The sequence below is a fragment of the Nocardioides sp. JCM 18998 genome (assembly GCF_055391535.1).
In genome coordinates this window covers 2907464-2921165 of record NZ_AP043886.1, presented here as the reverse complement: position 1 = coordinate 2921165, position 13702 = coordinate 2907464, and the positions used below count along the sequence as shown (strand labels likewise).

Annotated in this window: 14 protein-coding genes; 9 read left to right on the top strand and 5 right to left on the bottom strand. The window is 70.9% G+C overall.

The features are described from left to right. Positions 1–34: 34 nt before the first annotated feature. From ACZ5L9_RS13690 to ACZ5L9_RS13680, 3 genes are all read right to left on the bottom strand, one after another. Complete coding sequence (locus ACZ5L9_RS13690) at positions 35–1636, bottom strand: sugar ABC transporter ATP-binding protein (RefSeq protein ID WP_464528633.1); 1602 nt, start codon at positions 1634–1636, stop codon at positions 35–37. Then, a complete protein-coding gene (locus tag ACZ5L9_RS13685) occupies positions 1633–2832 on the bottom strand; it encodes a sugar ABC transporter substrate-binding protein (protein WP_464528631.1) in 1200 nt (399 codons plus the stop codon). Before ACZ5L9_RS13685 ends, ACZ5L9_RS13690 begins: the two co-directional genes overlap by 4 nt. A 64-nt stretch (positions 2833–2896) precedes the next feature. Then, positions 2897–3922, bottom strand: coding sequence for an ABC transporter permease (locus ACZ5L9_RS13680; RefSeq protein ID WP_464528630.1), 1026 nt, complete (start codon positions 3920–3922; stop codon positions 2897–2899). Positions 3923–4108: 186 nt separating this feature from the next. Between ACZ5L9_RS13680 and ACZ5L9_RS13675 the strand changes: the two genes are divergently transcribed. Genes ACZ5L9_RS13675 through ACZ5L9_RS13655 form a run of 5 tightly spaced genes read left to right on the top strand, consistent with a single transcriptional unit; the run spans position 4109 to position 8341 of the window. Continuing rightward, on the top strand, positions 4109–5404 hold the full coding sequence (locus ACZ5L9_RS13675; RefSeq protein ID WP_464528628.1) for an FAD-dependent monooxygenase: 1296 nt from the start codon (positions 4109–4111) through the stop codon (positions 5402–5404). A gap of 5 nt (positions 5405–5409) precedes the next feature. Beyond that, a complete protein-coding gene (locus tag ACZ5L9_RS13670) occupies positions 5410–5883 on the top strand; it encodes a nuclear transport factor 2 family protein (RefSeq protein ID WP_464528627.1) in 474 nt (157 codons plus the stop codon). Further along, on the top strand, positions 5880–6731 hold the full coding sequence (locus tag ACZ5L9_RS13665) for a fumarylacetoacetate hydrolase family protein (protein WP_464528626.1): 852 nt from the start codon (positions 5880–5882) through the stop codon (positions 6729–6731). Before ACZ5L9_RS13670 ends, ACZ5L9_RS13665 begins: the two co-directional genes overlap by 4 nt. A 4-nt stretch (positions 6732–6735) precedes the next feature. Next, a complete protein-coding gene (locus ACZ5L9_RS13660; RefSeq protein ID WP_464528624.1) occupies positions 6736–7119 on the top strand; it encodes a RidA family protein in 384 nt (127 codons plus the stop codon). Between the two features lie 46 nt (positions 7120–7165). Further along, positions 7166–8341, top strand: coding sequence for a DUF3500 domain-containing protein (locus tag ACZ5L9_RS13655; protein WP_464528623.1), 1176 nt, complete (start codon positions 7166–7168; stop codon positions 8339–8341). A gap of 35 nt (positions 8342–8376) precedes the next feature. On the opposite strand, the gene ACZ5L9_RS13650 is transcribed toward ACZ5L9_RS13655, so the two are convergent. Next, the gene (locus ACZ5L9_RS13650) at positions 8377–9594 is read right to left on the bottom strand and encodes a 4-hydroxybenzoate 3-monooxygenase (RefSeq protein WP_464528621.1); all 1218 of its coding nucleotides are present in this window, start codon (positions 9592–9594) and stop codon (positions 8377–8379) included. 53 nt (positions 9595–9647) lie between these two features. On the opposite strand from ACZ5L9_RS13650, the gene ACZ5L9_RS13645 reads away from it, so the two are divergent. Next, positions 9648–10544: an IclR family transcriptional regulator gene (locus tag ACZ5L9_RS13645; protein ID WP_464528620.1), complete on the top strand. Its 897-nt coding sequence runs from the start codon at positions 9648–9650 to the stop codon at positions 10542–10544. Here the strand turns inward: ACZ5L9_RS13645 and ACZ5L9_RS13640 are convergent. Further along, the gene (locus ACZ5L9_RS13640) at positions 10438–11241 is read right to left on the bottom strand and encodes an IclR family transcriptional regulator (RefSeq protein WP_464528617.1); all 804 of its coding nucleotides are present in this window, start codon (positions 11239–11241) and stop codon (positions 10438–10440) included. The genes ACZ5L9_RS13645 and ACZ5L9_RS13640 overlap by 107 nt on opposite strands. A gap of 107 nt (positions 11242–11348) precedes the next feature. Here ACZ5L9_RS13640 and ACZ5L9_RS13635 point away from each other — a divergent pair, with 107 nt between their 5' ends. The 3 genes from ACZ5L9_RS13635 to ACZ5L9_RS13625 all read left to right on the top strand — a co-directional run bounded on the left by ACZ5L9_RS13635 (position 11349) and on the right by ACZ5L9_RS13625 (position 13701). Continuing rightward, positions 11349–12398 carry a Rieske 2Fe-2S domain-containing protein gene (locus tag ACZ5L9_RS13635; RefSeq protein WP_464528615.1) on the top strand — a complete coding sequence of 350 codons (1050 nt, stop codon included), beginning with the start codon at positions 11349–11351 and terminating at the stop codon, positions 12396–12398. Positions 12399–12496: 98 nt separating this feature from the next. Beyond that, positions 12497–12685, top strand: a complete 189-nt coding sequence (locus tag ACZ5L9_RS13630; protein WP_464528613.1) for a hypothetical protein — start codon at positions 12497–12499, stop codon at positions 12683–12685. After that, positions 12682–13701, top strand: a complete 1020-nt coding sequence (locus ACZ5L9_RS13625; RefSeq protein WP_464528610.1) for a PDR/VanB family oxidoreductase — start codon at positions 12682–12684, stop codon at positions 13699–13701. Before ACZ5L9_RS13630 ends, ACZ5L9_RS13625 begins: the two co-directional genes overlap by 4 nt. Position 13702: the final 1 nt, after the last annotated feature.

Sequence of the window (13702 nt, the reverse complement as noted above, 5' to 3'; positions counted from 1 at the left end):
GTGCGTTCGTGTCTTCGTGTGCAGGTGCGGGGGGTCAGTCGCCGACCGCGGCACGCTGCCGCAGGCGGGTCCGCTGACCACCGGTGTAGATGGCGTTGACGATGCGGTCGGGGGTGATCTCGCCGGTGAGCTCCTCGCGGATCGTGCCCTCGTGGAAGACGAGGACGCGGTCGCAGAGCAGGGCGAGCTCGTTCTCGTCCGAGCCGGCGACCACGACGGCGCGGCCCTGTGCGGCGGCCTCGCGTACGGCCGTCACGATGATGTGCCGGGCGCCGACGTCGACGGCCTGGGTGGGCTCGTGCAGCACCAGCAGGGTGGGGTCGGTGGCGAGCCACTTGGCGAGCAGCACCTTCTGCTGGTTGCCGCCGCTCATGTTCTTGAGCAGTGTCTGTGCCGCCGGCGGGCGGACGTCGAGGCGCGCGATCCAGTCCTCGGCGAGCGCGCTCTCCGCGCCCGATCGCAGCGGCGCGACGAGACGCCGGCTGGTGCAGGTCTGCGGGAAGGCGATGTTCTCGGTGAGCGTCATCTCCATCGCGAGCCCGGCGGTGTCGCGACCCTCGGGGACGAGCGCGATGCCGGCTGCGATGGCCGTGGCGGGGCTGAGTCCGCGCAGCTTCCTGGTGCCGCTGGGCAGGGTGACCGTGCCGGCGTCGGCGCGGGCGACGCCGGAGATCAGGTACGGGACGTCGTCGTAGCCGGAGCCGCCGAGGCCGGTCAGGCCGACGACCTCGCCCGGGCGGACGTCCAGGGCGACATCGCGCACCCGCAGGCCGGCGAGGCCCGCGACGGCGATCGGATCGGCGTCGATCCGGACTGCCGCGCTGCGGTGCTCCAGGTCGTCGGCGTTGCGGCCGAGCATGAGGGAGGCGAGCGCGGTCTTGTCGAGCCCCTCGACCGGACGGCCGGCGACCACGACCTGGCCGTCACGCATCACGGTGACCCGGTCGGCGGCGTCCACGACCTCTTCGAGCCGGTGGGTGATGAGGAGGACCGAGGTTCCCTTCGCGACGATGCCGTCCAGGAGGAGGAAGAAGCGCTCGAGCGCCTCGCGCCCCAGCGCCCGGGTGGACTCGTCGAGGATGATGAGGCCGCCGTCCTCGGGCAGGTCCTGCAGCGCCCGGGCGATCGCGACGACCGCCCGGTCGTCCTCGCGCAGGTCGCCGACCTTCGCGTCGAGCGGAATGCTGCGCCCCATCCGCTCGAAGACGGCCTCCGTCGCGATGCGCTCCCGCGTCCAGTCGATGCGGCGCAGGAAGCGGGAGCCGGTGAGGCGCCCGAGCCGGGTGTTCTCCAGGACGGTGGCGTCCTTGACCAGCCCGAGGCTCTGGTGGACCACCGCCACCCCGCGGGCGCGAGCCTCGTCGGGCCGGATCGGCAGCTGGACCGCTGCCCCGTCGACGGTGACCCGGCTCCCCGCGTCCGGGTTGTAGACGCCGGTGAGGATCTTGGCGAGCGTGGACTTGCCGCAGCCGTTCTGCCCGATCAGCGCGTGGATCTCACCGGGCGCGACGTCGATGGCGACATCGCGCAGCACGCGTGCGGTGCCGAACGTCATCGACAGGGAGTCGACCGAGAGGCGGGAGCCCGCCGGCTCGGGAGCGTGCTCCCGAGCCGGCGACGAGACGGACTCGCTCACGCGACGCCCCACAGCTTCTTGAAGTCGTCGGTGAAGCTCGCCGGACCGAACCACTCACCCGATGCCTCCGCGGCGTCGGTGAGCTGGAGGCTGGCGACCGAGTCCTTGGTGAAGAGCCGGACCGGGATGGTGTAGTCCGGTGCCTGCGAGCCGAGCATCATCCGGATGACGGCGTCGACGTCGGCCCAGGCCTGGTAGCTGTTCGCCTGCCCCGCGGCCGCCACGATCTGACCACCCTTGAGCGCCTTGAGGCTGCTGAGCTCGGCCGCGCCGGTGAGGACCTTGATGCCGCTCTTTCCAGCGGCCTGGATGCCGCCCAGGGTCGGCTGCAGGAACTGCTCGAACTGGCTCTGGACGTAGGTGATGTTCGGGTCCTTGAGCAGCGCGGCGCTGGTCGAGGACGGCACCAGGGCGAAGTTGGAGGAGGAGACCTCGTTGATCGAGACCTTGCAGTCGGGGCAGTCGCTGCTGAAGACCTTCTTGCCGGCGGCGACGAAGACGGGCTGCGAGGGACCGTCGGAGTTCTGGTTGATCAGGATGTCGGCCTTGCCCCCGGAGTCCTGGATCGTCCACTTGGCCAGCGCGGTCTGCTGGTCGGAGCCGGCGTTCTCGCCGACGTAGGCCAGCGTCTTGGACTGCGGGTGGGTGTCGTCGAGCACCTGGCTGTTGATGACGACCGGGATCCCGGCCTTCTGGGCGGCGTCCAGGGAGTTCGCGGCCATGCCGTACGGGATCGCGTCGGTGACGATGGCGCCGGCCTTGGCGCTGGTCGCCTGGGCGACGCAGGCGTTGATGTCGGTCGGGGTGCCCTTGCCGTCGCAGACCTGGACCTTGAGGCCCGCGGCCGCCGCGGCGGTCTCGATCACCTTGGCGGTGCCGCCGAACTGCGGCGCCTGGAGGGTGACCGGGATGTAGTAGATGGTCTTCCCCTTGAGCGTGGAGACGTCGCCCGAGATGGCGTCGGTCGGCGTCGGGTACGCATCCAGTGGCTTGTCCAGCGCGGCGACGTCGGCGGCGAGGTCGGATCCGTCGCCGGCGGCGGCCGAGGTGGTGGGGGCAGCCGCGGCCGAGTCACCGTCGGCAGCGTTGTTGGAGCTGCTGCCACAGGCTGCCAGCGAGGCGACCAGGAAGGCGGCGGCGCCGGTGGCGGCGAGGGTGCGCGTGCGCCCGGGCCGGACGAGACGGGAGGTGCTCATTGCAGGACTCTTTCTGTGGATGGTGACAGGGGCCGAACGGGGTGATGCGTGGTGCTCAGCCAGCTCACCGAGAGCGCTGGTGCAGGACGGTCGAGATGGTCACCGCGACGACGAGGACGCCGCCGTAGAAGACGTCGGAGACCCAGCTGGTGGCACCGAGGAGCTGGAGGCCCAGCACGCCGGTGGCCAGGAAGAAGACGGCGATCAGGGTGCCGAGCGGGTTGAACCGCCCGGGCTGGAGGATCGCGGTGCCGAGGAACGTTGCGGCGAAGATCGGCAGGAGGTACATCTGCGAGGAGTTGGGGTCGAAGCCACCGGTCTGGGCCACGGCGAGGACGCCGGCGAGACCGGCGAGCAGGCCACCGATGGTGAAGGCGCCGATCCGGATCCGGGTGACCCGGACGCCGGCGAGTCGGCTGACCTCACGGCTCTCCCCGACGAAGCGCATGTTGCGGCCCAGGGGCGTGAAGTGCAGGACGTAGGCGAAGCCGAGCATGAGGACGACGCCGTAGTAGAAGCCGATCGGCAGCCCGAACAGGGGGTGCGCGGCGATCTTCTGGAACGACACGGGCAGGCCGCTGACGGGCATCAGGTTGGAGAGCCACAGCGCGATCCCGAGCAGGAGCGTGCCCACGCCCAGGGTGACGACGATGGTGTTGACGCCGACCTTGACCACCAGCCAGCCGTTGACCTGGCCGACCAGCGTCGACACGAGCAGCGCGACGAGGGCGGCGAGCCACACGTTCCAGCCGTGGTTGACGTTGAGGACCGTGACGAGCGTGCCGGAGAGGCCGAAGTTGGAGGCGATGGACATGTCCACGAACTCCCCGACCAGGATCGTGCAGAGCAGCGCGGCGGTGAGGAAGACGAGGGTCTGCTGGCTGTAGCCGCCGAGGATCGTCTTGACGGTCCCGCTGGTCATGAAGGTGTCCGGGCGCACGATGCAGAAGAAGACGATCATCGCGACCCAGACGCCGATGACGGCGAAGCGAGCCGCGAGCCAGCCGGCGCTGGAGGTCTTCGGCGCGGCAGGCTCGGCCGCCCTGCTCCCGGCAGGCGCCTGGGTGGCGGTGGACGAGGTGTGGGACATGCGAACTGGGTGCTCCCGTCTTGCGGTGTGACGACGTCCTTGGCGGTCGCTCGGCGAGTGCCGGCAGGATCCCGACGTCGGATCGTGTACGAAACGATATACGCAATTTGCTGTGACGCAAGTCCCAAAATGGGACGTGTCAAATCGTTGTTGAGATCGTACACGATTTCCTCTAGGGTCCTCGACATGACCGCCGCACCCCTGGATATCGCCATCATCGGAGCCGGCCCTGCGGGCCTGCTCACCGCTCTTCGCATGCACCAGCAGGGCCTTCGTCCGACCGTCTACGAGGTCGTCCCCGAGCTCAGGCCGCTCGGCGTCGGCGTCGACATCAAGACCGTCGGCACCGCCGAGATCGACGAGCTCGGACTGCTCGACGAGTTCCGCGCGATCTCGGTCGACGCCGAGGACTCGATCTTCTACAACCACTTCGGCCAGGAGATCTACGCCGAGAAGTGCGGCGTGCACATGGGCTACCTGCACGAGCAGCGCTTCGTGCACCGCGGCACCCTGCAGATGCTCTTCTACAAGGTCGCCCTCGAGCGGCTCGGCGCCGACGCGTTCCGGCTCGGCGTGGGCGTCACCGGCTACGCGCAGGACGACGCCGGCGTGACGCTCGACCTGCGCCACGCCGACGGCCGTACGTCCCAGGCCCGGCACGACGCCGTCATCGCCGCGGACGGGATCAGGTCGGCGATCCGCGCGCAGATGTTCCCCGAGATGGCCCAGCCGCACTTCTCCGGCATCACGATGTGGCGCGGCACGACGCTGATGGAGCCGTTCCGTGGCGGCCACACCATCCTGCACATCGGCGACCCCAACGTCGCCTCGATGATCGTGTACCCGATCGCCGAGGACTTCGAGGGCAGCGGCAAGGTGCTGGTGAACTGGGTCGCGGAGACCAACGGCGAGGAGACCATCGAGGACTGGAACCAGATCGGCGACATCTCCGAGGTGATCCCGCTCTTCGACACCGTCGACCTGCCGTTCCTCGACGTCCAGCAGATGATGCGCGACGCCCGCGAGGTCTACCTCTTCCCCCTGATCCGACACGAGCCGCTCGACGGCTGGGTCGACGGCCGGGTCGTGCTGCTGGGCGACGCCGCGCATGCGATGTACCCGCGCGGCGGCAACGGCATCACCCAGGCGATGCTCGACGCCCGCGTGATCGTCCAGCAGCTGGCGGCGAACCCGACCGACCCGCACGCCGCGTTCGTGGCGTACGACGCCGCGCGCCGCGAGGGGGTCAACCGGATCCTGATGAACATGCGCGGCGAGGGCTACGAGGTCATCCGGCGGATGGTCGCCGAGCGCACCGGGGGCAAGCCGTTCACCGACGTCGAGGAGGTCCTCCCGCTCGCGGAGGCCGACGAGATCTTCAGCAGGTACCACGCCCTGGTCGGCTCGCCGCGGCCCGGCTTCGAGGCCGGACAGGCGACGGGGTACCGCACCGCGCACGCGCTCACCTCCGCGCAGGTGTGAGGCCCGTGATCACCGTCGACCCTGTCGTCGTGGCCGACGACACCACCCGTGCCGCGATCCTCGCGGTCGAGGCGCGGCGCCAGCAGGCGCTGCTCGACGTCGACGTCGCCACCCTGAGCGACCTGTACGACGACTCGCTGATCCACACCCACGCGCCGGGCCTCACCCACACCAAGGCACAGCTGCTCGAGCACGTCGCCACCCGCGCGCCGTACAAGGGCGCCACCCGGGGCGAGCTGACGATCCGCGTCATCGGCGACGTCGCCATCATGACCGGTCGCCTGGTCAACCGGCTCGGCAGCCCGGACGGCTCCGAGCGCACCGTCGCCGGCCAGGTCATCCAGGTCCTGCGTCGCTGCGAGGACGGGGCGTGGCGGTTCGTCAGCTTCCAGATGACCCCGGACGGCGAGCACGTCTGGACGCCCACGGCCGCCGAGAAGGCCGGGCTCGACATGATCGACCAGGAGGAACAGCAGTGAAGATCGCCCGCTTCCACACCAGCGACGGCCCCACCCGGCTCGGACGCGTCGACGGGGACCGGGTCACCGACATCTCCGACGTCGTCGGGGGCACCTCCCTGCGGGCGATCCTGCCCGTGCTGCCGTCCCTGCGCGCGCAGATCCTCGCCTCGCGCGGCCCCCAGCACGCGCTCGCCGACGTCGTCCTCGAGGCACCGATCGACAACCCGCAGAAGTACCTCGGCATCGGCATGAACTACAAGGAGCACGCCGAGGAGGCCCGTGCGGCCGGGATCCCGATCCCGACCAGCCAGCTGTGGTTCAACAAGCAGGTCAGCTGCATCACCGGTCCCCATGACGGCATCGTGAAGCCGAACATCTCCGACGCGCTGGACTACGAGATCGAGCTGGGCGTGGTGATCGGTCAGCGCTGCAAGCACGTCTCGGTCGAGAACGCCCGCTCCGTCATCGGCGGCTACCTGGTCGCCAACGACGTGTCGGTCCGCGACTGGCTGCAGAAGCGCTCCCCCACGTTCACCCTCGGCAAGTCGTTCGACACCCACGGCCCGATCGGCCCGTGGCTCACCACCGACGACGAGGTCGAGGACCCGCTGGCGCTGCAGATGCGGCTGACGGTCAACGGCGAGGTCCGCCAGGACTTCCCCACCAGCGACATGATCTACGACATCTACGAGCAGATCGCCTACCTCACCCAGGTGTTCACGCTGATGCCCGGCGACATCCTCGCCACCGGCACCCCGGCCGGGATCGGAGCGCCGACGGGCGACTTCCTCAAGGTCGGCGACGTGGTGCGGGCCGAGATCGAGGGCCTCGGTGCCCTCGAGAACACCGTCGTCGCGGAGGGCTGATCGGGTGGCCGAGAGCATCGACGTCCCCGGGTTCCGGCACGCCAACCCCATCCCCGCCGGAAGCCGTATCGGCCCCTTCCTCGCCTCGGGAGCGCTCACCGGCCGCGACCCGGAGACGCAGGAGATGCCGGTCGGCCTGAGCCAGCAGTGCGAGAACGTCTTCATCCATGTGCGCGCGCTGCTCGCCGCGGCCGGCGCCGAGCCCACCGACATCCTGCGGATGACGTTCCACCTCGCCGACCCGAGCGATCGCGAGGCGCTCAACCGCGAGTGGCTGGCGATGTTCCCCGATCCCGAGCACCGCCCCGCGCGCCAGGCGATCGCGGCCCGGCTCGACGGCGGCGCGCTCATCCACGGCGAGCTGCTCGCCGTCCTGCAGGAGAAGTGACCCGGAGAAGAAGTGACCCGGAGAAGTGACCCGGAGAAGAAGTGACATGGAACCGATGACGTACGAGGCACCGCTCACCATCAAGCGGATGCTCTTCACCACCTGGGCCCTGCTCGACTCGCTCAGCCCGGATCTGCGCGGCCAGATGCATCGCCCCGCGATGGACGACCCCCACCGGGTCGACTGGGACTTCATCCCGAAACCCGACCGCACCGGGGTCCCGCTCGCCAAGCTCGACCACCACCAGCGGATCCTCGCGCACGCGCTGATCAGGTCCGGGCTGAGCATGCGCGGCTACAGCCAGGTGCTCTCGGTGATGGCGACCGAGAACATGCTGCGCGAGATGGAGGTGCTCGAGCGCGGCTTCGGCGTCATCGCCGGCGAGTTCCGCGACCCGGAGGGCTACTGGATCACCGTCTTCGGGCGTCCCGGCTTCGAGGACACCTGGGGGTGGCGGATCATCGGCCACCACCTCTCGTTGAGCTACACCGTCGTCGCGCAGCGCTACCTCACGGTGACCCCGTTCGCGATGGGCGCGATGCCGATCCCGGCCGGAGTGCTCGACCCCCTGGGCCGCAGCGAGGAGATGGCGTTCGAGATCCTCGACGGGCTCTCGGCCGACCTGCGCGCCGCAGCGGTCGTCCACGACGTCGCCCCGGCCGACTTCGTCACCCGGCAGGTGCCGCGCGTCGGCGCCGAGGAGTGGTCGGACCCGGTCGACCTGGGCATCGTCGGCTACGAGATCACCGACCACGACCGCGAGGCGCTCCGCTTCGTGCAGGCCGATCCGTCCGGCATCAGCGGCGCCGACCTCGACGGGCGACAGCTGGGCGCCGTACGCGATCTCCTGTTGCGGTTCGTCGAGACCGGTCCCGAGGAGCTGAGCAGCCAGTACCGCGAGCAGGTGCTCGCCGAGGACCCGAAGCACCTGCGGTTCGCCTGGGCCGGCGGCACCCGCCCCGACACGGCGCACTACTACCGGATCTCGACCTCCGGCCTGCTGGTGGAGGCCGACAACGCCGTCGCCGCGGGGCAGCATGTCCACACCGTGTGGCGCGACCTCGCCAACGACCTGGGCCACGACCTGCTGCTCGACCACTACCGCCGACACGGGGCGAACGGCGAGCACCTGCGACGACGGCTGGTCTCGCACCGGGCGAGTGAGGGTGCCCCGCTGCAGACGGGGGCCTGGTACGTGCCGCAGGTCTACCGGAGGCCCTGAGCCGCCGCGCGCCCGCCTCTTCTACGCGGGCCAGCTCACGCGGGCCAGCCGGTGTAGCCCTCGGCCAGGTAGGTCGAGCCGGCCTCGGAGCCGACCAGGGTGGCCAGCTCACCGGCCTGCCGCCGCTCGTCGAAGTCGCTGGACTCCGGCAGGCGATGCAGCATCGAGGTCATCCAGTACGAGAAGTGCTGCGCTCGCCACACCCGGTCCAGCGCCCGGGCCGTGTAGGTCGACAGGGCTTGCTCGTCGCCGCGGCACAGCGCACGCTCGATCAGCTCGGCCAGGACCCGGACGTCGGCGAGTGCCAGGTTGAGCCCCTTGGCGCCGGTGGGCGGGACGGTGTGGCCGGCATCGCCTGCGAGGAACAGCCGCCCGTGCTGCATCGGCGTCTGGACGAAGCTGCGGAAGGGCAGCACCGACTTGTCGATGATCGGTCCCTCCTCGAGCCGGAAGCCGTCGCCGCCGGCGAGACGGGTCTGCAGCTCCTCCCAGATCCGGTCGTCGGACCAGTCCTCGACCAGCGTCGCCGGGTCACACTGGAAGTACATCCGCTGCACGTCCTCGGTGCGCTGGCTGATCAGCGCGAAACCGCGCTCGGAGCGGGTGTAGATCAGCTCGGGGGCACTCTTCGGCGCCTCGCACAGGATGCCGAACCACGCGAAGGGATACTCGCGGAAGTACTGCTGCCGGTCCTCCACGAGCGGTCGGCACACGCTGCGCGATCCGTCGGCGCCGACGACCAGCTCGGCCGTGATCTCGTGCCGAGCCCCGTCGGCGTCCGCATAGACGACGCGGGGTGCGTCCCGGACGTCGTGGACCTCCACGCCGCTGACACCGAAGCGCACGTCGCCGCCGTCGCGCTCGCGGGCCGCTGCCAGGTCGATGAAGACCTCGGTCTGGGGGTAGAGCCAGACCGAGGCGCCGACGAGCCGCTCGAAGTCGAGATGGTGGCTCTCGCCGTCGAAGCGCAGGTAGATCCCGCCGTGCCGATCGCCCTCGCGCAGGACCCGGTCGCTGACACCCGACTCGACCAGTAGGCGGACGCTGTCGCGCTCGAGGATGCCGGCGCGATGCGTCGTGGCGATCTCGTGGTGGGTGCGGTGGTCGACGACCACGCTGTCGACGCCGGCGACGTGCAGCAGGTGCGAGAGCATCAGGCCGGCCGGGCCACCGCCGACGATCGCCACCCGGGTCCGGGTGCTGGAGGCGAGGGCGCCGGCCCCGGCGCTGGTGGGACGAGGGAGGGCGGTCATGGGCGGCAGCCTAGGAAGGGCGGGGCTCGCCGTCTGCCGCTAGATTTCGCTGAGTGAAAACGGGAGGAGATCCGGCCGGCATGGTCCCGGTCCCGGACGGTGTCGTGGCCCGGGCGCTGTCGATCCTCGGCGCGTACGACCCGGAGCACCGCCGCCTGAGCCTGACGGAGCTGGCGTCACGCACGGGGCTGCCCATCCCGACCACCCTGCGCATCGCGCGGCAGCTGGTGACGGGCGGGGCACTGGAGCGCATCGCCGATGGCCGCTATGTGATCGGGCCTCGCCTGTGGGACCTCGGCCTGCTCGCACCGGTGCGCACCGAGCTGCGCGAGATCGCCGCGCCGTACCTCCAGGACCTCCAGGCTGCGACGCGCGCGACGGTCCACCTCGCCGTCCGCGACGGCGACGCCGCGCTGTACCTGGAGCGGCTGTCCGGACGTGCCTCCGTCCCTGCGGCCAGCCGGGTCGGAGGTCGCCTCCCGCTGCACGCGACGGGCGTCGGCAAGGTGCTGCTCGCCCACGCTCCCGACGAGGTCCGCCAGCGGGTGCTGGCGAACCTCGGCCGCCACACCGCCTACACCGTCACCGCGCCCGGGGTGCTGAGCGCCCAGCTGGCCCGCGTGCGACGTGACGGCTACGCCACCACCGCCGAGGAGATGACGCTGGGCGCCTGCTCCGTCGCGGTGCCCGTCTACGACGGCGCCGTCGTGGTCGCCGCCCTGGGGCTGGTCGTGCCCAGCCTGGCACGCGAGCGCGTGCGGCTCTCGTCGGCCCTGACCGTCGCCGCCCACGGCATCCAGCGCGAGCTCGCCCGGGCCGAGACATCGCACCCGGGCGAGCGACTCAGGAGCCGCCCGGCCGGCGGCGCGAGCCCGACGGCTGACGTCGCGCCGCCGGGGAGCCGAGCAGCCGGGAGATCGACCGGCTCGCCGCCCGCAGCGCGGGCGTGATCGCCTGCGCCGATATCGGTCCGTCGGCGTGGAAGACCACGGAGAGCGCGGCCACGACGGTGTCGTCGGCGCCGCGGACCGGGCAGGCCACCGAGACCGCGTCCGCCGTGACCTGCCGATCGCTGATCGCGACGCCACTGTGGCGTACGTCGGCCAGGGCCGCTCGCAGGCGCGTCCCGTCCGTCACCGTGTGCGGGGTCCAGCGGCGCAGCCGACCGCCGATCACCTCCTCCTGGACCGCCGTCGGAGCGTGCGCGAGCAGGACCAGCCCGACGCCGGTGGCGTGCATCGCGAACCGTCCGCCGACCCGGGTCAGGACCGGGACCGCTCCGCGTCCGGTGAGGCGCTCCAGGTAGACGATGTCGAGATGGTCGCGGACGGCCAGCTGGACGTTCTCGTGCGTGGCCTCGTAGAGGTCCTCCATGATCGGCAGGGCCACCTCGCGCAGCGGAACACCGCGCGGCGCCAGCGCAGCGATCTCCCACAGCCGCAGGCCCAGCTCGTAGTGACCCGAGCCGGTGCGCTCGAGGGCGCCCCAGGCGAGCAGGTCCGTCACGATGCGGTGCGCGGTGGTCAGCGCGAGGTCCGCTCGGCGGGCCACCTCGGACAGGCTCAGCCGCGGCTGGTCGCTGGTGAAGGCCCCCAGCACGTCGAGCGTCTTGGTGGTCAGAGAGGCGGCGTTCGCGGTGGCGGGCACCCGATCAGTATGTCTTCCGGTAGGCGGAAAGGATGTGTCAACGGTCACGGCGTGACCAGCAAGGTTTCCTGACGAACCTGCTTCACCCCGAGACCCCAGGAGATGTCATGCCGAGCTGGCCGCTCAACCAGTGGTACGTCGCCGCGTACAGCAGCGAGATCGAGGACGGCCTCCTCGGCCGGACGATCTGCGATGAACCCATCGTCCTCTACCGCACCTCCGAGGGCGAGGTGGTGGCGCTGGCCGACCGCTGCGTCCACCGCCGCTACCCGCTCTCGCTGAGTCATCTCAAGGACGACCAGATCATCTGCGGCTACCACGGCTTCACCTACGACAAGACCGGCGGCTGTGTGGCAGCACCGGCCCAGAAGCGGATCCCCCGCGCCGCGCGGGTGCCCGCCTTCGCGGCGCACGAGCAGGACTCCTTCGTCTGGATCTGGATCGGCGACCAGGACCGCGCGGACACCGTACTGATCCCGCGGGCGCCCTGGCTCGACAGCCCGGACTACACCGTGGTCCGCGGCCGCGAGCCGATCAAGGGCCGCTACGGCCTGCTGGTCGACAACCTGATGGACCTCTCCCACGAGACCTACCTGCACGGCGGCTACATCGGCACCCCCGAGGTCGCCGAGACCCCGATCACCACCGAGGTCGACGAGGAGGCGAACGTCGTCTACGTCAGCCGGCACATGGACGACGCCGAGTGCCCGCCGTTCTACGCCAACTCCACCGGCATCGAGGGCCGGATCACCCGCTGGCAGGACGTCGAGTACCACGCGCCGTGCCTCTATCTGCTGCACAGCCGGATCGCCCCTGTCGGCGTACTCCCTCCCGAGGAGGGTCCCGACGACGAGGCCTTCCACGTCGAGGTCACCTACGCGATCACCCCGGAGACCGAGCACTCGACCCACGACTTCTGGATGGTGGCACGCGACTTCGCGCTCGGCGACGAGAAGGTCACCGAGTACCTCGCCACCAACAACCACACCGTGGTGATGCAGGACGTGGTCGCGCTCAACATCCTCGAGGAGGTCGTCGAGAGCGAGAAGGAGAACTACCAGGAGCTCTCGATCAACATCGACACCGGCGGCCTGGCCGCGCGGCGCATCCTGAAGAAGCTCGTCGAGGCCGGCGAGACCGTCGCGGAGCCGGTCTGATGGCCGCGCCGAAGAACGCGCCGGAGGGGTCGACAGCGCCGGTCAGGGCCGACCTGCCAGCACCCTCGCGGATGCTCCGGGGCCGCACCGTTTATCGCGTGGTGTGGCAGCTGAACACCGACGTCCTGGTCGGCTACTGCTGGTGCGGCACGCCGTACGAGGCCACCGATCCCATCGAGCTGTGGGACTGGCTGCTCGCCCATCCGGCGACCCACGGCCCCACGGACCGCGGACCCGGAGCGACACCCGGGCCCGGCACGCCCGAGCGAGAGCTGGTGACGACGTGAGCGCGAGCCCTCCCTCACCGAGCCCGTCGAGGCGCCTCGACGAGCTCGGCGCACGCCACCCCGCCGACGAGCACGAGCTCGAGCTCCGGATCGAGGCGATCGACGAGCCCGCCGACGGCGTGCGCCGGCTGCACCTGGTCGACCCGAGCGGCGCCGCACTGCCGGCCTGGCGGCCCGGCGCGCACGTCGACCTGCACCTGGGCGACCTGGTGCGGCAGTACTCCCTGTGCGGCGATCCCACCGACGCCGCACGGTGGAGCGTGGCGGTGCTGCGCGAGCCGGAGGGCCGAGGCGGCTCCGGCTATGTGCACGACAAGCTCGCCGTCGGCGATCTGGTCACGGCGCGCGGGCCCCGCAACCACTTCCCGCTCGTGCCCGCCGAGCGCTACCTCTTCATCGCCGGCGGCATCGGCATCACTCCCCTGCTGCCGATGATCGCGGCGGCCGAGGCCGCGGGCGCGGACTGGCACCTGGCGTACGGCGGCCGGACGCGTGCCTCGATGGCGTTCGCCGAGGACCTCACGAAGGCGTACGGCGCACGGGTGGACGTGTATCCGCAGGACGAGGTCGGGCTGCTGCCCCTCACCTCGCTCCTGCCCGCGGCGCAGGACGACGCGCTGGTCTACTGCTGCGGACCGACGCCGCTGCTGAGTGCCGTCACGGAGCTGTGCTCGCAGCGGCCGGAGGGCCTGCTGCACCTGGAGCACTTCGCGCCGACCGCGCAGCTGCACGCCGCCGGCGACGGCTCCTTCGAGGTCGAGCTGGCCGACTCCGGCCTGACCCTGACGGTGCCGGCGGACGGCACGATCCTGGAGACGGTCCGGGCCGCGGGCATCAGCGTGCTGTCCTCCTGCCAGGAGGGCACGTGCGGCACCTGCGAGACCGGCGTGCTGGACGGCATCGTGGACCACCGCGACACGATCCTGACGAACGCGGAGCGCGCCGAGAACGACGTCATGTACGTGTGCGTGTCGCGAGCCGCGGCAGGCTGTCCCCGGCTGGTGCTGGAGCTCTAGC

Bases quoted from the DNA above. Each gene is read 5' to 3' on its own strand.
- ACZ5L9_RS13685 (WP_464528631.1), bottom strand. From the start codon at position 2,832: ATGAGCACCTCCCGTCTCGTCCGGCCCGGGCGCACGCGCACCCTCGCC.
- ACZ5L9_RS13680 (WP_464528630.1), bottom strand. From the start codon at position 3,922: ATGTCCCACACCTCGTCCACCGCCACCCAGGCGCCTGCCGGGAGCAGG.
- ACZ5L9_RS13675 (WP_464528628.1), top strand. From the start codon at position 4,109: ATGACCGCCGCACCCCTGGATATCGCCATCATCGGAGCCGGCCCTGCG.
- ACZ5L9_RS13655 (WP_464528623.1), top strand. From the start codon at position 7,166: ATGGAACCGATGACGTACGAGGCACCGCTCACCATCAAGCGGATGCTC.
- ACZ5L9_RS13650 (WP_464528621.1), bottom strand. From the start codon at position 9,594: ATGACCGCCCTCCCTCGTCCCACCAGCGCCGGGGCCGGCGCCCTCGCC.
- ACZ5L9_RS13635 (WP_464528615.1), top strand. From the start codon at position 11,349: ATGCCGAGCTGGCCGCTCAACCAGTGGTACGTCGCCGCGTACAGCAGC.